Raw genomic sequence first — 19,184 nt, forward strand, 5'->3', positions numbered from 1 at the left:
CGCGCCGGTTGGTTCGCCCCAATTCGCATCGGGATGTAGGCGGCGCCAGCGCGCACATCAACCGTCACGGCGGAGGTCGGCAAGGGTGGCGGCGATCAGGTTTTCTGGAACCGGCATCAGCTTCGGCCCATCGGTCCAGACGATCGCGGCCTCGACGCGCCGGCCGGGGAACACCTCGGCCAGCACCGCGGCGTACATCGCCATCTGTCGCAGGTAGGCGGGATCGGCCGCCTCTATGCTCGGCGGCGAGGGCCGGTTGGTCTTGAAATCCACCGCCAGCACGCGCTCCGCCAGCACCACCAGCCGGTCAATCCGGCCCGAGATGGCCAGGCCGGGCGGAAGCGCCGCCGCGCCGCCGGCGACCGGCGCCTCGGCCCGCGAGCCTGGGCCGAACACCTCGGCGAAGCGGTCGTCGCGCAACACGCCCAGGGCGGCGGCGGCCATCTCGCGCCGCTGGTCGTCGGTGAGGTCGGACTCGCGCGCCAGCAGGGCGGCGGCGGCCTCCGGCTGTCGGTCAGGCGGCAGGTCGGGCAGGAGCTGGAGCAGGCGGTGGATCAGGTCGCCGCGGCGGAAGCGGCCCAGGCCCTGGGCGCGGGCCAGCGGCGACGCCGCGGGCGCGGCGGCGCCTTCGCCCAGGTCCGAAGGCGAGGCGTAGCGCGCGAAGGCTTCGCCGTCCGCGGCCAGTCTGCTCCAGGCCGGCAGGGGGCTGGGCGGCAGGCGCGTCACCTGGCCTTCGCCCAGCACCTCCGGGTCATGGCCGAAACGGCGGCCCATGCGGGGAATCTCCCGCACCTGGCCCGCGATCTCGGCGGCCTCGAAGGCGGGCTTCAGGAGGCCCCACCACCCCTTCAGGTTCTCCTCCCTGCGGTTGCCGGGCAGCTTGCCGCACAGCACCAGCCGGTCGCGAGCGCGGGTCAGGGCCACGTAGAGCAGCCGCCAGGATTCGTCGGCCTCGGCCTTGGCGCGGCGTTCGCGGGCGGCGGCGCTGGCGGGCCCGTCCCCCGCCTTCGACCCGCACCAGAGGAAGACGCCGCCGTCCGTCTCCATCAGCGGCGAGTCGCGCCCGCCGCCCTGGGCGGTGGTCTCGGGCAGGAAGACGATCGGGGCCTCCAGGCCCTTGGCGCCGTGGGCGGTCATCACGCGGACCTCGTTGCGCACGGCCTCCATCTCGCGCTTCACATGGATGTCCAGGCCCGCGAAGTCGGCCACCAGGCTCTCGAGATCCAGGACGCCGCGGCCCTCGGCGGCCAGCGCCTGGTTCAGGAACTCGTCCAGGGCGTCGTCGGCCTCGCCGCCCAGCCGGCGCACGATCTCGGCGCGTGCGCCGTTCCGGCCCAGCATCCGGGCGAAGACCTCGAAAGGCGGCGCCTCGCGCGACAGCGCCATCGCCGCCTGCACGGTCGCCAACGCCTCGGCCCACCCCGACCCCTCGGGCGCCTCCGCTGCCCGCGCCTGCAGCGCGGCCCACAGCGATCCCCGCCGGCCATGCGCCAGACGATAGAGGCTCTCGTCCGACACCCGGCAGAAGGGGCTGCGCAGCAGGGCGGCCAGGGTCAGGTCGTCGTCGGGGAACAGGCAGACCCGCGCCAGCGCCAGCAGGTCGTCGAAGACGATGTGCTCCGAAAGGTTCAGCCGGTCGGCGCCGGCCACGGGCACGCCCGCCCGCTTCAGCGCCCGCAGGATCTCCTGGAACAGGGCCGAGCGCTTGCGGACCAGGATCAGGACGTCGCCGTAGCGCGCGGGGCGCCAGTCGCCGGGCCGGCCGTGCTGGTCCTTCAGCCCACGGTCCCAGACGGCGTCGCCGCGCTTCACGGTCGCCTGGATCTCCAGGGCGATCTCGCGCGCCAGCCGGCGGTTGGCGCTCTCCTCGGGCTCCAGGTCCAGCGGCGCGGTCCAGGCCTCGCGCGGCGGCGCCTCGGGCGGCTCGAACAGGGGCCAGATGTCGACGCAGCCAGGATGGCCCCGACGCACGGCCTCGTGCCGCACGCGCTCGGCGCCGGGCGGCGGCGGCACGCCGTCGCGCGTCTCGGGGCTGGCGAAGACGGCGTCCACATAGCCCAGCACCGCCTCGGTGGAGCGCCACGACGCGATCAGCTCGACCCGCTCGAACGGCTGGCCCGCCATCTCGGCCCGCGCCCGGTGCCGCTCGTACTTGGCCTTCAGCAGCGTGGGGTCGGCGCCCTGGAACGAATAGATCGACTGCTTCTCGTCGCCGACCACGAACAGGTTGCGCGGCCGGGGCCGCTCGCGCCCCTCGCCGGCGAAGAACTCGTCCACCAGGGCGTCCAGCACCGCCCACTGGCCGGGCGCGGTGTCCTGGGCCTCGTCCAGCAGGATGTGGTCGATGCCACCGTCCAGCTTGTAGAGCACCCAGGCGGCCAGCGGCGCATGGCGGACCAGCTCGGCGGTCTTCTCGATCAGGTCGGCGAAGTCGAGGGCGCCGCGGGCGTCCTTCTCCAGAGCGTAGGCGGCGAGGTAGGCCCGGGCCAGGACCAGGGCGTCCAGGGTGTCGGCGGCCACGCGGGCCGACTTCACCCGCTCACGAGCCTGGGCCAGCCGGTCCTGTTCGGAGAGCAGCGCCATCTGGACCTGGGGTGCGGCCTTCAGCGCCGCGGCGCGGGCGACCCAGGCGGCGGGCGTCCCCCGGCCGCCCTCGGTGAAGAGAGCCGCGAGCGCCATGTCGAGGTTAGAGGCCGGATCGCCGGCCACGCGGCGGAGGGCCTGGGCCTCCTTGAGCGACTTGCCGGAGGCCTCCAGCAGGCGCGCCGCCTCGGCCCACAGCGGCCGGTCGATGGCCGCGGCGGCGTCGCGGGCGATGGCCTCGGGGTCGGCCGGCCCCTCGAAGCCGCACGCGTCCCACGTCGCCGCCTCGGCGCCTTCCAGCCCGCCCACGCGCTCGAAGTAGCGGGCCAGCGGCTCGCGGCGGTCCTCGAAGGCTCGGAACATGCCCTCGAAGGCCAGGAAGTCCAGCGCCACCGACATGCGGGCGTAGGCCTCGGCGATCCGTCCCTCGGCCTTCAGCGCATGGCGCGCCACGCCCTTGCGCGCCTCGCGGGCGATGACGGCGGCGGCCGCGTCGTCCATCACCGTGAAGCCCGGCGAGACGCCCGCCTCCAGCGGGAAGCGCCGCAAGAGCTTCTCGCAGAAGGCGTGGATGGTCTGGATCTTCAGGCCGCCGGGAGTCTCCAGGGCGCTGGCGAACAACCGCCGCGCACGCGCCAGGCCCTCGTCGCCGTAGGCCTCCGGCGGCTGGCCTTCGAGGTCGGCGAGCGCCCGGCGCAGTTCGTTAGCATCGGCCACGCACCAGCCGCCCAGGCGCTCGAACAGGCGGCGCTGCATCTCGGCGGCGGCGGCCTTGGTGTAGGTGACGCAGAGGATCTTCTCGGGCTCGGCGCCCACCAGCAGCAGGCGCGCGACCCGGTCGATCAGGGTCTTGGTCTTGCCCGAGCCGGCGTTGGCGCTGACGAAGGCCGAGCGGGCGGGATCGGCGGCGACGCGCTGGGGATCGCCCGCGATCAGAGGGGGCGTCATGCCTCGCCCTCGTCGCCGCTCGTGGACCATTCGAAGACGCGCGCCAGGTGGTCGTAGTCGCTGATCCGCGCCTTCAGGAACTGGGGCGCGGTCCGCGACATATAGGGCCGCGCCGGGTTGTCGTACTGGGCGACCAGCTTGCGCGCGCCCTCCAGCGCCAGTCGGGCGGCCTCCTCGCTCTCCTCGCCGGCCAGGGCGCGCACCTCGACCTTGCCCGCCGGCTTGCGGCCGGTGACCTCGAGGTAGGTCAGGTCGCCGGGGCGCGGGCGGCCCAGGCCCTCGAACCCGCCGGCCATCAGGATGGCGGCGGTGAGGGTGAGCTGCGGCGAGAAGCCCGTGTCCACCTCCTTCTGCGACGGCGCCTTGCCGGTCTTGAAGTCCAGGATGTGGCCGAAGCCCTCGGGGTCGATCTCGATGCGGTCGGCCCGCGCGGTGAGCTTGAAGTCGCCGCCGGGCGCGGGGAAGGCGAGCTCGCCCTTCAGCTCCACATGGATCGCCCGGCCGTCGGCGCGGCGCTCGGCCTCCAGGGCGGCCACCCAGGCGCCGGCTTCGCGGGCCAGGGCCGTCTCGCGGGCCAGCGCCTCCTCGGGCATCCCCTGTTCGCGCAACGCCTCCACATAGAGCCGCCGGAACACGGCCGCGGCGTCGGACGGCAGGTCGCGGGGCCAGTCGCGGGCCAGGGTCTCGAAGGCGGTGTGGATGGCCGTGCCGCGCGCGCGCGCGTCCACCGCCTGGTCTGGCGCGTCCAGCGGATAGAGCCGCAGGATGTCGCGCGCCCAGACGGCGTAGGGGTCGCGGGTCAAGGCCTCGATGCGGGTGACCGCCAGCTCGCGCGGGCGGTCCGCCAGCGGCGGCAGCGGCGCGGGCCGCGACGCGGGCCGGTAGTCCTCGGCCGCATCCAGGGCGCGGGCCCAGTCCAGCAGCTCGGGCCGGCCCGGCAGGCTCAGCGGCTCGCCGCGGCTGTCCTTGGCCCCGCCGACCAGGGTCTCCAGCCGCCACAGCCAGCGCGACTTGACGCTGGGCGCACCCTCGCGACGCTCGGAATGCACCAGGACCACCTCGGGCGCGCAGGCCGCCTGGGCGAAGTCGTGGGCGGCCAGGCCGATGCGACGCTCGGGCGGCGGCAGGCCCAGGGCCGCGCGCATGGGCCGCGACAAGAAGGGATCGACCGGCGCGCCCTGGGGCCAGACCCCCTCCTCCAGCCCGGCGACCACCAGCAGGTCGGCCCGCGTCGTCCGCGCCTCGATGGCGCCCAGGATGCGAAGGCGGGAATGGCTGGCGCCGCCCCCGCGCACCGTCTCGCCCGACACCAGCCTGAAGAGGAGGTCGCCGAACCCGCGGGCGGACACCGGTGGCAGGCCGTCGGCGGCGTCGATCAGCCCGGCCAGCAGGCGGCTCAGCGCCTCGCCGCCAGGACCCGACCACAGCCGGCCCGCGTCCGCGGACTCGTCCACGGCGAAGGCCTCCAGCGCGCGGGCCAGCCCCAGGGCCGCCTCGCCCACGGCTGCGGGGCCGGCGGCGAAGGTCGCGGACAACGGCGCCAGCAGGCCTCGGAGCCGCGCGCACAGCGCCAGCGCGTGGGCGCGCTCGTCGTCGGGCGCGCGCCCGGCCCCGGCGATCTTGGCCTCCAGCGCGGGCCAGTCGGCGCGGCGCGGGCCGCGCAGGCCCCGGAGCTCGAACGCGCGCCGCTGGCGGTCCAGGTCGTCGGGCGCCAGCCCCAGGGCCGCGTACGGGTGCTTGAGGGCGGCCAGCATCGCAATCGGGTCCAGCGGGTCGGCGGCCAGCCGGGTGAGGAGGCGGGCCAGCACCGCGGCCGGGCTGACGGCGAGCGGCGCGCCGGCCGAGGAGTCGGGGACCACGTCCCAGCGCGCGAGTCGGGCCATGACGCGACGGGCCAGGACGGGGTCGGGCGTCACCAGGGCGGCGGTGCGGCCGGGGGTCTCCAGCGCCTCGCGCAGGGCCAGCGCGGCCACCGTCGCGGCCTCCTCCTCGTGGCGGGCGTCGACCAGCGACAGGCCCGAGAGGCCCGCCACGAACGGATCGACGCCGTCGTCCGCCCCCTCGGCGCGCAGGGCGGCGATCTGCTCCAGCCAGTCGTCGGTCTTCTCGGGCGGGCGCAGGGCCTCGTTGACGATCCGCCGCCGCCAGCGGCCGCGGAAATCGGGGGCGCCCGAGGCGGGCCAGACCGCCACCTCCGACCGCTGGACGGCCGACCGCTGAAGCAGCCGCCGCATGGCGCCCTGCGGATGCTGCTCGCCGGCGACGCGCCAGGCGGGGTCGGCCAGGTCGAGGTCCAGGCCCGGCAGCACCACGGCGCCCTGCGGCGCGCGCGCCACCACCGCCAGCAGGGCGGCCGTGGCCGGGGCGGTCCCGGTGGAACCGGCGGCCACCAGGACGTTGCGCGGCGGCCGCGCGTCCCACTGCTCGGCGAGGCGGCGCAGCAGCAGCACGCGCCGGGCGCTGACGTCCGCGACGCCCAGTTCCGCGAGGCGGCGCGGCCAGGCCTCGAGCGCCGTCTGAAGGAAGTCGCGCGAGATCGCCCAATGCTCGGCATGGTCTGCGGCGACGAGATCGTCGAGACGACCAGCGGGGTCGATCTCCTCGATCTGGAGGCTGTCCAGGAAGCCGCCCAGGGCGTCGGCCAGCTCCAGGGCGGCGGCGGCGTCGAGATCGCGCTTCAGGGCCGTCTCGTTGGCCTTCACCAGCCGGGCCAGCTCGAAGCGGCGGCGCAGGGGGTCGATGGCGGCGGGCAGGTCCAGGGCCAGATCGCCGGGCTCGAAGGGTGGCTCGCCCGCTTCCAGGTCGCCCAGCGGGCGCATCTGCGGCGGGAGGACGGCGCGGCCGTCCACGGCGCGGACGAAGGCGTCGGCCAGGGCGCGGGCCCCGCGGCGGGTGGGCGTCAGCACCACCGCGTCGGCCAGCGCCTCGGGGCCCTGGGGCGAGAGCGCCCGGTGCAGGCCCAGGGCCAGGTCGTCGGCGAACGGCCGGTGCGCGGGGATCGTGAACCAGCGCGGACCCGGCCGATCGAAGAGGCCCGTCACGGCGCGCCCGCCTCCTCGCGCAACCTGGCCTCGACGGCCGCCAAGGCGCCGGGATCGCCCACCTGCATCCAGAGCCCCTCCTGCTGCAGGCCGAACAGGCGGCCCTGGTCCGAGGCGCGGAACCAGATGTCGCGCAGGCTGAAGACCGCGCGCGGGTCGGCGTAGACCGGCCGGGGGTCGAGGATCTCCACGCCGATCGCGTGCAAGGGCGCCTCCGGTCGCTCGCCACGATGGGTCAGGCGGCCCGCTTCGTCCTGGTAGAAGTCTCCGGGGCTGTCTTCGAAGCCGACGGTGCGGTCCTTCGGGATCACGGTCACCAGGGCGTCCATCCGGGCCGGGTCCCACGCCTCGACCAGAGCGTCGAGAGCGGGCGGGCCGGACTTCCGCCAGACGTAGTCGCTGTTGCACCGGAAGATGGGATCCTCGCCCAGCAGCGCCCGGGCGTGCTTCACGCCGCCGCCGGTCTCCAGCAGCGCCTCACGCTCGTCCGACACCAGGAACTCGGCGTCGCGGCGGCTGCGGAGATAGGCCTCGACCTGGTCGGCGTGGGCATGGACGTTGACCACCACCCGCTCGACACCGGCTTCGATCAGCGGGTCGATGACGTGGGCGATCAGCGGCTTGCCGGCCACCGGCGCCAGCGCCTTGGGCAGGGTGAGCGTCAGCGGCCGCATGCGGGTGCCGAGGCCCGCGGCCATGACCATCGCGGTCCGGGGCGCGCTCACCGGCGGGCCTCCGGCGGGACGTGGCGATCGAACCAGGCCCTGAGGCCGAGGAGCGCGGGATCCTGGAGATTGCGTTCCAGGTAGCGCCAGGTGCGCGGCATGTAGGCCTCGTACTGGGCCCGGCCCAGCAGCGCCTGGCGGGCGAACACCCGGCCCAGGATGCGCGCGGCGTTGGACGCGGCCAGCGCACGATAGTCGGCGAGGAACGCCGCGCGGTCCAGTTCCGGGCGGGCGGCCAGGAAGCGGTCCAGCATCGCCGCCTCCAGTTCGGGCGCCACGTCGCGGCGGGCGTCCTGCAACAGGTGCAGCAGGTCCCAGGCCGGATGGGCGCGAAGGGCGTCCTGGAAATCCACCATGCCCACGCGGGCCGCGCCCGTCCGCGCGGGCAACCACAGGAGGTTGCGGGCGTGGAAGTCGCGGTGGGTGAAGACGCCGGCGCCGGCCTCGCCGCGGACCCAGACGGGCGCCCAGAGCACGTCCCACTCGGCGACGGCCGCATCGCCGAACGGCGGCAGGCCCGCGAACGGCGGCCAGAATTCGAGGAAGGTGTCGGTGGCCACCTTGAGCGCCAGGGTGTCGTAGGTCAGCAGCGGCCAGGAGAGCCCCGCGTGCGACAGCACGGCGGGCGGCGGCTCGGACTGCATCACCACCTGGGCGTCTACGGCCGCCTCGTAGAGCGGACGCTCGTCCTGGCCCGCGCCGATCAGCGAGGCGAAGAGGCCGTCGCCCAGGTCCTCCAGCACCACCAGGCCCAGCTCGGCGTCGAAGGCGTCGATGCGCGGCGCCGAGAGGCCGCGCGCCCTGAGCCACGCGGCGGCCGTGACGAAGGCCGCAACCGAACCCCCCGCCAGCCGCGCGGCGGCGTTGTAGCCCAGCGCCATCCGCTCGGCGTCGCCGGCGCCCGGCGGGCAGACGACGCTCTCCAGGGCCGGCGGCTGGTCCATGAAGAAGCGGGTGGAGCCGTCGGCCAGGCGCAGCCGTTCGAACACGCGCGTCGAGGCGTCGCCGTCGAACGGCGCCCGTCGCGCGTCGCCGAAGCCGGCCGACGCCAGGAATGCGGCCTTTTCCGCCTCACGCTCAGAACTCAATCGTCCGTCCTTTCCAGGCGCCGTGGGGAGCCAGCCGCGCCGTGCGGCCGCCGCCCGGCGCGAGCGCGATCTCTATATCGAGTCGGTCTGGCGGCAGGCGGCCCTCCAGCCGCTCGGGCCACTCGATCACCGCCGCGCCGGTCTCCAGCGCCTCGTCCAGGCCGATCTCATAGGCCTCATCGGGATCGGACAAACGATAGAGGTCGAAGTGGGCGACGGCGAGGCGCGGCCCCTCGTAGAACTGCACCAGGGTGAAGGTGGGGCTGGGCACCTCCTCGCCGGGCGTGGTCAGCGCGCGGACCAGGGCTCGGGCCAGGGTGGACTTTCCGGCGCCCAGCGGGCCCGACAGGCACACGGCCTCGCCCGGCGCCAGCCGCGCCGCCACCGCCGCGCCCAGCCGCGTGGTCGCCGCCTCGTCGGCCAAGGTCACAGGGAGGTCGATGCGGGACGCCCGGCTCATGCGAAGGCCGCGTCGGGATCGGCGGCGAGGTCGCGCTCCACATAGGCCTTGAGGCGGGCGGTGGCCTCCGCCGGGTCGCCGTCCAGCGCGCCCGGCGCGATCAGGGGTCCGACGGCGAGGCCGAACGCCCGCCCCCGCTTGTTCAGCAGCTCGTGGAAGAGGGTGATGTCGCGCAGCTCCGTGGAGACGCCGTTGAACAGGTGGAACAGCGTCGACCACGGTCCGGTCACATGGATCGGCAGGACCGGCGCCTCGTACTTCCGCGCGATCGAGACGGCCGACGACATCCACTCGGGATCGGCCAGCGTCCCGTCGGCCTGGCGGCGCGCCAGCCGGCCGGCGGGGAAGATGGCGAGGCACCGCTCGGCCTCCAGCGCCTCGCGCGTCAGGCCCAGGGTCGCCCGCGTCTTCTCGCGCGTGCGCTTGGCCTCGACCCACTCCACGGGGATCAGCACCTCGCCGAAGGCCGGCGAGACGCGGTGGGCGTCGGCGTTGGCGTAGAAGCAGATATCGGGCCGGATCGCCTTCAGGGCGTCGAACACCGCCACGCCGTCGGCGATCCCCGTCGGATGGTTGCAGATCGCCAGGAGACGTCCCGCGCGGGGGACGCGATCGAGGCCGCTGGCCGTGACCTGAAGCGCCAGGAGATCCGAGACGTGGTCGAGCGCGGCGCGCCCCGGCAGAGGCGCGATGGCGTCGGCCATCCGCCGCGCGCGGTCGTACCCCAGCATCGCATAGAGCATCGGCCGAAACAGGGGCCATGCCGCGCCGCCCGAGAGGCGCGGCGCCCGCTCGGCGATCAGGACGTCCACGATGTGGTCGCGGCCGCGCGGCTTGCGCGCCGCGGCCGCGGGCTGGGCCAGCGTCATGGGGCGATGATGTCCCGCCGAGGCCTAGGACTTCAACCGGGCGATCAGGGCGGCGGTCGAGGGGTCGTGGGCCGCGGCGTCACCCCCCTCCAGTTCGGCCAGAACACGGGCGGCCAGGCTCTTGCCCAGCTCCACGCCCCATTGGTCGAAGCTGTTGATCCCCCAGATCACGCCCTCGACGAACGTCTTGTGCTCGTAGAGGGCCACCAGGGCGCCCAGGCGTTCGGGGTCCAGCCGGTCCAGCAGGATGAAGCTCGAGGGCCGGTCGCCGGGGAAGGCGCGCTGGGGGGCCAGGGCGTCGATCTCCTCGGCCGGCCGGCCGGCCGCCTCCAGCTCGGCGCGCACCGCCTCTTCCGGGCGCCCGGCCAGCAGGGCCTCGGCCTGGGCCACGGCGTTGGCCAGCAGCTTGCGCTGGGCGGCCGGGTCGCCCTCGCTGCCGTGGGCCACGGCGATGATGTCCAGCGGGACGACGTCGGTCCCCTGGTGCAGGAGCTGGAAGAAGGCGTGCTGGCCGTTGGTGCCGGCGTCGCCGAACACGCTGGCGGCGGTGGGGTGCGGCGCCGGCCGGCCGTCGGCGGTCACCCGCTTGCCGTTCGATTCCATCTCGAGCTGCTGGAGGAAGGCGGCGAACAGGCGCAGCCGCTGGGCGTAGGGAACCACCGCGCGGATCGGCCGGCCCAGGCCGTTGCGGTTGAAGATGTGCGCCAGCGCCAGCAGCACCGGGGCGTTCAGCGCCAGCGGCGCCTTCTGGAAATGGGCGTCCATCGCCCGCGCGCCCGCCAGCATCCGCTCGAACACGTCGAACCCCAGCGCCACCGCGCACGACAGGCCCACCGCCGACCAGATCGAATAGCGGCCCCCCACCCAGTCCCAGAAGCCGAACACCTGGTCGGCGGGAACGCCGAAGGCCTGGGCCCTGTCGGGCGCGGCCGAGACGGCGACGAGGTGGCTGTCCGCCTCGGGGCCCAGCGCCCCGCGCAGCCAGGCGCGCGCGGTCTCGGCGTTGGTCAGGGTCTCCAGCGTCGTGAAGGTCTTGGAAACGATCACCACCAGGGTCTCGGCCGGGTCGAGGCCCGTGAGCGCCAGGGCGAGCTCGGCGGGGTCGACGTTGGCCGCGAACCGCAGGTCGATCGGGGGCGACAGAGGGCGCAGCGCCTCCCACACCAGGCGTGGCCCCAGGTCGGAACCGCCGATGCCGATTTGGACGATGGCGCGGAAGGGCCGGCCCGCCGCGCCGCGCCGCAGGCCGCCGCGGACCTGATCGCTGAAGGCCCGCATGGCCGCCCGGGTCGCCTCGACCTCGCCCGAGATCGGCTGGCCGGCCGCCCGGAAGTCGGCGCCGTCGGCGGCCCGCAGCGCCATGTGCAGGGCCGGCCGGCCCTCGGACGCGTTCACGACGCCACCGGCGAACAGCATGCCGCGGGCGGTCTCGACCCCGCTGGCGCGCGCAAGGTCGATCATCGTCTCCAGGTCGGACAGCGACCAGGGGTGCTTGGAGAGGTCGATCTCCAGCCCGGCGGCCGACAGCGACAGACCGCCCAGCCGCTCGGGCTCGGCGCGGAACAGGTCGGAAATGCGCCGGCCGCGCGCGGCCCCGGCGGCCTCGAAAAGGGCCGCCCAGGCGGCGTCGACGGTCAAGACGGGACTCCTAGTCGGCCGAGGCGTACTTCACGCTGCAGCCATAGGGCCGCGTGGCGGGCTGGGCCACGGCGCGACCGGCCTTCACGTCGGCCAGGGCGGCGGTGACGTAGTTCTTCGCGCCTTCCAGGCTGGACGCGGCGGCCGAGGGCTTGTCGTCGATGCCGCCCATGTAGACCAGCGTGCCGGCCTTATCGACGATGTACATGTGCGGGGTGGTCTTGGCGTCGTAGGCGCGGCCCACGGTTCCCTTGGGGTCGAGCAGCACGCCGGCGGGCGCCGCCTTCTCTCGCGCCTTCCAGGCCTTGGCCTGGGCGCCCGTCAGGTAGCCCTGGGTCCCCGGCGCAGAGGAGATGATGGTCAGCCACACCACGCCGTCCCGCGCGGCCTGACCCTGCAGCTTCTGCATGTTGCCGGAGTCGTAGTGCTTCTTCACATAGGGGCAGCCTTCGTTCGTCCATTCGAGGACGACGGTCTTGCCGCGGAACTCGGAGAGCGAGCGGGTCTTGCCGTCGGCGTCCACCGCCTGGAAGGCGGGGGCCGGCTGGCCCAGCACCGGCGCGGCGGCGGCGGGGGTCGCGACGACCCCACAGGCCAGAACGAGGGCGAGGGCGGTTCTGCGGTCGAGGATCATCGTGTCGGCTCCTGATCTGGGGTCGTTACGCGTCAGCTCGGCCTGCCGGCGGCGTCGAGGGCTTTCACCACGAGGCCTTCGGTCAGGATGGCGGGCAGGATAGCCGGGTCTCCGCCTCCCGCGCCATAGACGAGGTACAAGGGCACGCCCGCGCGCCCGAAGCTGGCCAGTTCGGCGGCGATCCCCGGGTCGCGCCGCGTCCAGTCGGCCTTCAGGTAGACGGCGTTGTTGCGGTCCAGCGCCTCGGCCACGCCCCGGGTGGAGAGCGCGACACGGTCGTTCACCTGGCAGCTCACGCACCAGGCGGCGGTGTAGTTGACCAGCACCGGGCGGCCCTCGGCGCGCAGGGCGGCCAGCCGCTCGGGGCTGTAGGCCTCGTCGTCCAGCTCGGCCGAGGCCGACGCGGTGTCGGTGGCGACGGCGTAGGTGGGCCAGACCGCGCCGCCGGCGACGGCGGCCACGGCCAGGGCCGCCGCGGCGCCCGACAGCCCCGCGGCGCGCCCGCCCACGATCGCCCGCCGCTGGGCCGCGCCGTACAGCCACCCGGCCAGCGCCAGCACCACGCCCGCGCCCAGGATGCGCGGCACCGCGTCGGGGCCGACCTGGACCGTCAGCACCCAGACCAGCCAGACGACGGCGGCGTACATCGGGAACGCCAGCGCCTTGCGGAACACGTCCATCCAGGGGCCGGGGCGCGGCAGGCGCTCGACCAGGCCGGGGATGAAGGCCAGCGCCACGAAGGGCAGGGCGAAGCCCAGCGCCAGCGCCAGGAAGACCGTCAGCGCCGCGGCGGGCGGCTGGACCATCGCCCAGCCCATCGCCGGCCCCATGAAGGGCGCCGTGCAGGGCGCGGCGACCACCACGGCCAGCACGCCGGTGAAGAAGGCGCCGGACAGGCCGCCGCGCGCGGCCAGGCCCGAACCCACGCCCTGGAGCGAGGCGCCGATCTCGAAGACGCCCGACAGGTTCAGCGCCACCGCCAGCATGATCAGCGCGAGGATGGCGACGACGGTGGGGTCCTGGAGCTGGAAGCCCCAGCCGGCCTCGAGACCGGCGGCCCGGAGCGCGATCAGGCCGCCCGCCAGCGCGAGGAACGAGGCCACGACGCCGGCGCCGAAGGCCAGGCCCTGGCGCCGCGCGTCGCCGTGGGCGCCGCCGTGCCCGGCCAGGGAGGCGGCCTTCATGGCCAGCACCGGGAAGACGCAGGGCATCAGGTTCAGGATCAGGCCGCCCGCGAAGGCGAACACGGCCGCCGAGATCAGGCCCAGGCTCGCCCCGCCGCCCCCGGGCCCCGCGCGGGCCGGCGGCGGCCCCAGGCCGGCGGCGCCCGCAGGCGCGGGACCCGCCACCGCGGTCACCTCGTACGCCGCGCCATCCAGCGCCAAAACGCCCGCGACCTCCTTCGGCGGCGTGGGCGACTGGAAGTCGTAGCCCGGCGAGATCGACAGGGTGAGGCCTTCCGGCCCCCGTTCGATGGCCTGGGGCTTGGCGTGGTCGATCAAGGTCCCCGAGAAGGGGAAGAAGTAGGCGCCGGCCAGATCGCGGCCTTTCAGCGGCGCGCCGGTCACCGCGAGTTTCAGCAGGTTCCCGGACGTCTCGAACGCGGCGGTCAGGCCCGCAGGCTTCGGCGCCTCGGCGAGAGCCTTCTCGATGCGCGGCCCCCACTTCGGGTCGGCCGGCGCGGGCTGCGGCGTCACCGGCAGGGCGAGGGCGAGCGTCGCCTCCTCGGGAACGCAGATGTCGGCGCAGACCAGGAACGTGGCCTTGGCGCTCAGCGTCACCGTCCCGCCCGGCGCGGCGCCGGCGGGCGCCGTCACCGTCATGGGCAGCAGGACCTCGCCCTCGTAGCCGTAGTTGACCAGGGGGCCAAAGGGGATGCGGTGCGGCGTGGGCCAGGTGAAGCCCGAGGCGGACCAGCCGGCCGGCAGAGTCCACGCGATCTGGGTCGCCTCGCCGGAGTCGCCGGCGTTCCGCCAGTAGGTGTGCCAGTCCTTCTGGATGTCCTGACGCAGGGCGACGTGGATCGTCTGCCCCGGCGCCACGCCCCGGACGGCGCTGACGAGTTCGGCCGTCAGATGGCCTGTGTTCACGGGCTGCGCCGCCGCCGCCCCGGGCAGGGTCGCTCCGCACATCACGAGGGCGCCCAGAACGCCCGGCAGGAACCGCATCGTCACCTCGTCAGCCGGCACAGGCCTACGGCCGCTATATGGCGCGGCTATGGCGCGCCTGCAAAGCACGCTCGACACAGGTGCGACCGCGAGCTCCGCGCGGGCTCGACTCTGTCGAGCGGCGGTCCATCATCGGAAGGGTTCAGGGGAGATTCGCCGTGCCCGCCTCGTTCGACGACATTCAGATCGGCCAGGTCGCCTCACTGGGGGCCATGGCGGTCGATCCCGCCGCGCTGGAGGCGTTCGCGGCGGCGTTCGCACCCGGCTGGACCACCGACCGCGGCGCGCCGGATTCGATGATCTTCGCGATCTGGACCCGGCTCGACGCCCTGGCGGCCGGCAACTTCCAGCAGACCAAGCGGCTGGGCGTGGACGCCCTGCGCTGGATGCGCAACCCGCCCGCGGGCGAACTGCTGCGCGGCCGCATGACGGTGATGGCCAAGGACCCGGTGGGCGACGACAAGGGCATCGTCATCGCCCAGCACGACCTGCTCGACGAGGCCGGACGCCTCGTCTTCTCGTGCCTGACCCGAAGCGTTTTCCAGCGATGATCATTGCTCCCCCTTCGGGGGAGCTGTCATCCGGGATGCATCCCGGATGACGGAGGGGCTTCATCTGCGGAGCGGAAGCCCCCTCCGTCCCGGCGCGGCGCGCCGGGACACCTCCCCCGAAGGGGGAGGAATTCCTAGCTATTGCAGGTTCGCCGCCTGCGGCTGCTGCGCCGCCTGGCGGGCCATGGCGAGGGCGACCAGGCGGTCCCAGCCCACCAGCGAGTGGATATGGGCGTAGATCTGGCTGAGCGCGCCATTGTCGCGCAGCTCGACCAGCTTGTCGGCCGGGAGCTTGTTCAGCTTTTCCTCCGAGACGCCGAAGTACTCGGCGATCTTCTGGGGCTGGCCCGCCGTGCCATCCGGATTGGTGGGGGTGAAGTTGGCTTCCTTCGACTCGAAAAGGTCGAGGTCCTTCAGGAGCTGGACGAAGGCCAGGGTCCGCTGACGCTCGACCTCGAAGTTGTTGCAGAACTCGATGCAGCCCTTCGTGTACTCGGTGGGCTCGCCGGCGGCGTCGAAGAACGCCATGTCATAGCCCTTGTCGGTGATGAACTCGGCGTCGCGGTCGATGCACAGCACCATCTGCTTGTTGGCGTCGTCGTTGGCGAACACGAACGGATAGCGGCGGACGTAGGCCGGGATATAGACGCCGTTCTCGAAGGTGCCGTCGTCGCGGACGAACATGTTCTCGCCGGCGTTCAGGCCCATGACGGCGATCGGAACCTTGTCGTCGCCCACGAAGATAATCGGGCCGGTCACGGCGGCCAGCGGAAACTCGCCCACGGTCAGGGGAATGGCGTGGCCGGCGCGGGCGAAGCCGAAGGGGCCGTCCATGCGCTTCACGCCCAGGTTCGAGTGCAGCTCCTTCGCGAGCGGCTCGGGCTTGCTGTAGAACAGGACGTTGCCGGACAGCTGGCCGGGCATCTGGGCGGTGGTCATTCGTGAGCCTTCGAAGTCGTGGCGCCGCGATTCCGGCCTCCGGGCCTCGCGTGCAAGGTCGCCGCTTCTAGCCGATCCCGCCCTGCCCGGCAAATTCGCCCGAGAGGAGTCGCGAAAGGCTTGCGCCCGCAGCCGGCGGCCCGTTGAATCGCATTTCAACCGAGACGAGACCGTCGTGCATCGCCCCTTCCTCCTCGCCGCCCTCGCCATGACTCTGTCGGCTTGCGCGACCGACCCTGCGCCCCCCGCCGCCAGTCACGCGCCAGGACACGCCACCGGCCAGCCCGCCGCGCCGCAGCCGACCACCCTGACCGGCTATTTCGCCGCCAACCCGCTGGATGGGAAGACGATCCTGGGACCGCCCCCCGCCGTGGACTCGCCGCACGGCCGGGCGGACCGCGCCGTCTTCGACGAGACCCGGGCGCTGGCGGGCTCGGACCGCTGGAAGGCCGCGATCGAGGACAACGACCTGTGGGGCGGGGCCGCGATCCGCCGCTTCTCCTGTGCGCTCGGCGTCGACCTCAACGAACGCGAGACGCCGGCCGCCCTGCGCCTGCTGCACCGCGTGGAGCTGGACGTCCGTACGGTCGGCACGCCGGCCAAGGACGCCTACGCCCGGGTCCGTCCCCTCATCGGCAACGACCAGCCGATCTGCGTGCCGCGCGAGGACTGGATGCGGACCAACGCCTCGTACCCCTCCGGCCATTCCATGACCGCCTGGGCCTGGGCCCTGATCCTGACCGAGGCGGCGCCGGCCCGCGCCGACGCGCTGCTCGAACTCGGCCGGGAGAGCGGCGAGAGCCGGGTGGTCTGCGGCGTCCACTTCCCCTCCGACGTCGAGGCCGGCCGCACCCTGGCCGCCGGCATGGTGGCGCGGCTGCACGCCGACCGCGCGTTCATGGCCGACCTGGCGAAGCTGAAGCGCGAGGTGGCGGCGGCGCGGTCCGCGCCAAAGGCCTGCAAGGGCGCCTGACCCGCGCCACGCCGCACCCCGGAGGGCAGGCACGTCGGCTCAGGGCCGCCGGGCGGCGAACACCACGTGCCGGCGCAGGGGGTGATCCCCGGCCAGGGTCGGGTGGTCGAAGTCGCGGGAGGGGTCGGGCGCCATCCCGATCCGGCGCATGACAGCCTGGGAACGGACATTGGTCTGCGCCGTCCAGGCCAGGATCTCGGCGACGTCGTGATGCGCGAAGCCCCAGGCCAGCGCCGCCTTCGCGCCCTCGGTGGCCAGACCGCCGCCCTGAGCCTCGGGCGAGAGACGCCAACCCAGTTCGAGGCAGGGCGCGGGCGGCGCGGCGGCCTGGCGGCGCAGGCCGATCATCCCCACGAGCCGGCCGTCCTCGCGCCGCTCGGCGGCCCAGAAGCCGAAGCCGTCGGCGGCGATCTGGGCCTGGAGCCGGTCCATCAGGGCGTCGCTGGCCGCCCGGTCGATCGCCCCGCCCAGCCAGTCGCCCACGCGCGGGTCGCCGTTGATCGCCGCGAAGGCGGGGCGGTCCGCGTCGCGCCAGGGCCGCAGGAGCAGGCGGGCCGTTTCGATCACGCCGGTCGCGGCCCCACCAGTCCGCCGTACAGGTCGGTCCGCCGGTCGCGGAAGAAGCCCCAGGCCGCGCGATGGGTGGCCAGGAAGTCCAGGTCGAACGTCGCGGTCAGCACGCCCTCGTCCTCGCGCCCGGCGGCGGCGGCCAGGTCGCCGCGGTGGTCGGCGATGAAGCTGGAGCCGTAGAACTGCTGGCCGCCGTTCGGATAGCCGTCCCAGGGCTCGAACCCCGTTCGGTTCGCGCCCACGACCGGGATCACGTTCGAGACCGCGTGGCCCTGCATCGCCCGGCGCCAGGGGGCGGCCGTATCCAGCGTCGCATCGTGCGGCTCGGAGCCGATGGCGGTGGGGTAGAACAGCACCTCGGCCCCCATCAGCGCCATCGCCCGCGCGCATTCCGGGTACCACTGGTCCCAGCAGACGCCGACGCCCAGGCGGCCGAAGCGGGTGTCCCAGACGCGGAAGCCCGTGTCGCCCGGCCGGAAGTAGTACTTCTCCATATAGCCGGGGCCATCGGGGATGTGGCTCTTGCGGTAGACGCCCATCAGCGAGCCGTCGGCGTCGGCCATGACCAGGCTGTTGAAGTAGTGCGGCCCCTCGCGCTCGAAGATCGAGATCGGGATCACCACGCCAAGCTCGCCCGCCAGGGGCGCGAGCGCCGCGACACACGGGTGCTCGCGCCACGGATAGGCCGTGGCGAACCACCGCTCCTCCTGCGCCACGCAGAAGTAGGGTCCCTGGAACAGCTCGGACGGCAGGATCACCTGCGCGCCCTTCGCCGCGGCCTCGCGGATCAGGGCCTCGGTCTTGCGGATGTTGGCCGCCATGTCGTCGCCGTACGACGCCTGGAGCGCGGCGACCTGGATCATGCGGGCCATCAGGCGGGCTCCTGCTGGGTGATGCAATGGAACGAACCGCCGCCGGTGAGGATCGCCGTCGACGGCAGGCCGACGACCTCGCGGCCGGGGAAGATTTCCTTCAGCGCGCCCACGGCGAACGCGCCCGGCTCCTCCTCATACAGGGGCACGATCACGGCTCGGTTGGCGATGACGAAGTTCATGTGGCTGGCGGGGATCGGCCCGTCCATGTCCGGCCCTTCGATCCAGCCGGGCGAGGGAATGCGGACGACCTTGATGGGGCGACCCTCGGCGTCGGTCATACCGGCCAGGCGGCGCGCGGCGTCGTCATAGGCCTCGCCATTCGGGTCGGCCTTGCCCCAGGCGACGGGGACCGCGACCGTGGCGGGCGCGACGAACCGGGCCAGGTTGTCCACGTGGCCGTCGGTGTGGTCGTTGCGCAGGCCCTCGCCCAGCCACAGCACCTTGCGCGCGCCCACGCTGTGGCGCAGGGCGTCCTCGGCGTCAGCGGCCGTCCAGCCGGGGTTGCGGTTGGGATTCAGCAGGCACTGGTCGGTGGTCAGGATCGTCCCGGCGCCGTCGTGGTCCACGGCCCCGCCCTCCAGCACGAAGTCGTGCGTCACCAGCGGCGCGCCGGTGATCTCGGCGATCTGGTGGGCCACCGTGTCGTCGTGCTCCAGGGCGTACTTCCCGCCCCAGCCGTTGAAACGGAAGGCCAGCGCCTTGCCGTCGGCGAAGATGGGGCCGGTGTCGCGCAGCCAGATGTCGCCGAACCGGCCCTGGACCAGCTCGACGCCAGGAACGCCGCCCAGGAGTTCGCGGGCGGCCGCCTCGCCACCGGGATGACCCGTCATCACCCGCACGTGCTCGCCGCCGGGACCGGCCAGGGCGCGCGCCAGGGCCGCCACCTCGGCCTGGGCCACGGGCAGGTCGTCCTGCCAGAGATCGGCATGGCTGGGGAAGCCCAGCCACATGGCCCGGTGCGGCCCCCATTCCGGCGGTACGACGAAGCTCATCGAAAGGTGAACCTCCAAGAGAGTCCGGGCGTCGGCAGAATGCCGGGCGTCAGGGGCCGCGCATGTGGCCCCCGACCGGGGTGTCGTCAAGCGCGGCCCAAAAGAGAAAGGGCGGCCGCGTCGCCGCGAC

The 19,184-nt window shown here is 74.0% G+C and carries 15 protein-coding genes; 2 read left to right on the top strand and 13 right to left on the bottom strand.

What is annotated here, in order from left to right; translation table 11 throughout:
• Positions 1–57: 57 nt before the first annotated feature.
• Genes addA through WG212_RS00150 form a run of 9 tightly spaced genes read right to left on the bottom strand, consistent with a single transcriptional unit; the run spans position 58 to position 14,154 of the window.
• Positions 58–3,531, bottom strand: a complete 3,474-nt coding sequence (addA, locus tag WG212_RS00110; protein ID WP_337185029.1) for a double-strand break repair helicase AddA — start codon at positions 3,529–3,531, stop codon at positions 58–60.
• Positions 3,528–6,572: a double-strand break repair protein AddB gene (gene addB / locus WG212_RS00115; protein WP_337185030.1), complete on the bottom strand. Its 3,045-nt coding sequence runs from the start codon at positions 6,570–6,572 to the stop codon at positions 3,528–3,530. Before addB ends, addA begins: the two co-directional genes overlap by 4 nt.
• Positions 6,569–7,297, bottom strand: a complete 729-nt coding sequence (locus WG212_RS00120) for a nucleotidyltransferase family protein (RefSeq protein WP_337185031.1) — start codon at positions 7,295–7,297, stop codon at positions 6,569–6,571. Before WG212_RS00120 ends, addB begins: the two co-directional genes overlap by 4 nt.
• Entirely contained in the window at positions 7,294–8,385 is a 1,092-nt protein-coding gene (gene amgK / locus WG212_RS00125) for an N-acetylmuramate/N-acetylglucosamine kinase AmgK (RefSeq protein ID WP_337185032.1), read from the bottom strand. The genes WG212_RS00120 and amgK overlap by 4 nt, the downstream gene beginning before the upstream one ends.
• Positions 8,375–8,845 carry a tRNA (adenosine(37)-N6)-threonylcarbamoyltransferase complex ATPase subunit type 1 TsaE gene (gene tsaE, locus WG212_RS00130; RefSeq protein WP_337185033.1) on the bottom strand — a complete coding sequence of 157 codons (471 nt, stop codon included), beginning with the start codon at positions 8,843–8,845 and terminating at the stop codon, positions 8,375–8,377. The genes amgK and tsaE overlap by 11 nt, the downstream gene beginning before the upstream one ends.
• Entirely contained in the window at positions 8,842–9,714 is an 873-nt protein-coding gene (locus WG212_RS00135) for a 1-acyl-sn-glycerol-3-phosphate acyltransferase (protein WP_337185034.1), read from the bottom strand. The genes tsaE and WG212_RS00135 overlap by 4 nt, the downstream gene beginning before the upstream one ends.
• Before the next feature lie 24 nt (positions 9,715–9,738).
• Positions 9,739–11,352: a glucose-6-phosphate isomerase gene (gene pgi / locus WG212_RS00140; RefSeq protein ID WP_337185035.1), complete on the bottom strand. Its 1,614-nt coding sequence runs from the start codon at positions 11,350–11,352 to the stop codon at positions 9,739–9,741.
• Positions 11,353–11,362: 10 nt separating this feature from the next.
• Positions 11,363–11,986 carry a thioredoxin family protein gene (locus tag WG212_RS00145; RefSeq protein WP_337185036.1) on the bottom strand — a complete coding sequence of 208 codons (624 nt, stop codon included), beginning with the start codon at positions 11,984–11,986 and terminating at the stop codon, positions 11,363–11,365.
• 32 nt (positions 11,987–12,018) lie between these two features.
• Entirely contained in the window at positions 12,019–14,154 is a 2,136-nt protein-coding gene (locus WG212_RS00150) for a protein-disulfide reductase DsbD domain-containing protein (protein ID WP_337185037.1), read from the bottom strand.
• Between the two features lie 158 nt (positions 14,155–14,312).
• Between WG212_RS00150 and WG212_RS00155 the strand changes: the two genes are divergently transcribed.
• A complete protein-coding gene (locus tag WG212_RS00155) occupies positions 14,313–14,705 on the top strand; it encodes an acyl dehydratase (protein ID WP_337185038.1) in 393 nt (130 codons plus the stop codon).
• Positions 14,706–14,843: 138 nt separating this feature from the next.
• Here the strand turns inward: WG212_RS00155 and WG212_RS00160 are convergent, their stop codons facing one another.
• Positions 14,844–15,644, bottom strand: a complete 801-nt coding sequence (locus tag WG212_RS00160; RefSeq protein WP_337185039.1) for a SapC family protein — start codon at positions 15,642–15,644, stop codon at positions 14,844–14,846.
• Between the two features lie 175 nt (positions 15,645–15,819).
• Here WG212_RS00160 and WG212_RS00165 point away from each other — a divergent pair, with 175 nt between their 5' ends.
• A complete protein-coding gene (locus WG212_RS00165; RefSeq protein WP_337185040.1) occupies positions 15,820–16,617 on the top strand; it encodes a phosphatase PAP2 family protein in 798 nt (265 codons plus the stop codon).
• Between the two features lie 39 nt (positions 16,618–16,656).
• On the opposite strand, the gene WG212_RS00170 is transcribed toward WG212_RS00165, so the two are convergent.
• Genes WG212_RS00170 through WG212_RS00180 form a run of 3 tightly spaced genes read right to left on the bottom strand, consistent with a single transcriptional unit; the run spans position 16,657 to position 19,054 of the window.
• The gene (locus WG212_RS00170) at positions 16,657–17,184 is read right to left on the bottom strand and encodes a GNAT family N-acetyltransferase (RefSeq protein ID WP_337185041.1); all 528 of its coding nucleotides are present in this window, start codon (positions 17,182–17,184) and stop codon (positions 16,657–16,659) included.
• Positions 17,181–18,059 (bottom strand): N-carbamoylputrescine amidase, encoded by an 879-nt coding sequence (gene aguB, locus WG212_RS00175; protein ID WP_337185042.1) that lies wholly within the window; start codon positions 18,057–18,059, stop codon positions 17,181–17,183. Before aguB ends, WG212_RS00170 begins: the two co-directional genes overlap by 4 nt.
• On the bottom strand, positions 18,059–19,054 hold the full coding sequence (locus WG212_RS00180) for an agmatine deiminase family protein (RefSeq protein ID WP_337185043.1): 996 nt from the start codon (positions 19,052–19,054) through the stop codon (positions 18,059–18,061). The genes aguB and WG212_RS00180 overlap by 1 nt, the downstream gene beginning before the upstream one ends.
• Positions 19,055–19,184 lie beyond the last annotated feature (130 nt).

The organism is Phenylobacterium sp. (genome assembly GCF_037189685.1).
GTDB lineage: Bacteria > Pseudomonadota > Alphaproteobacteria > Caulobacterales > Caulobacteraceae > Phenylobacterium.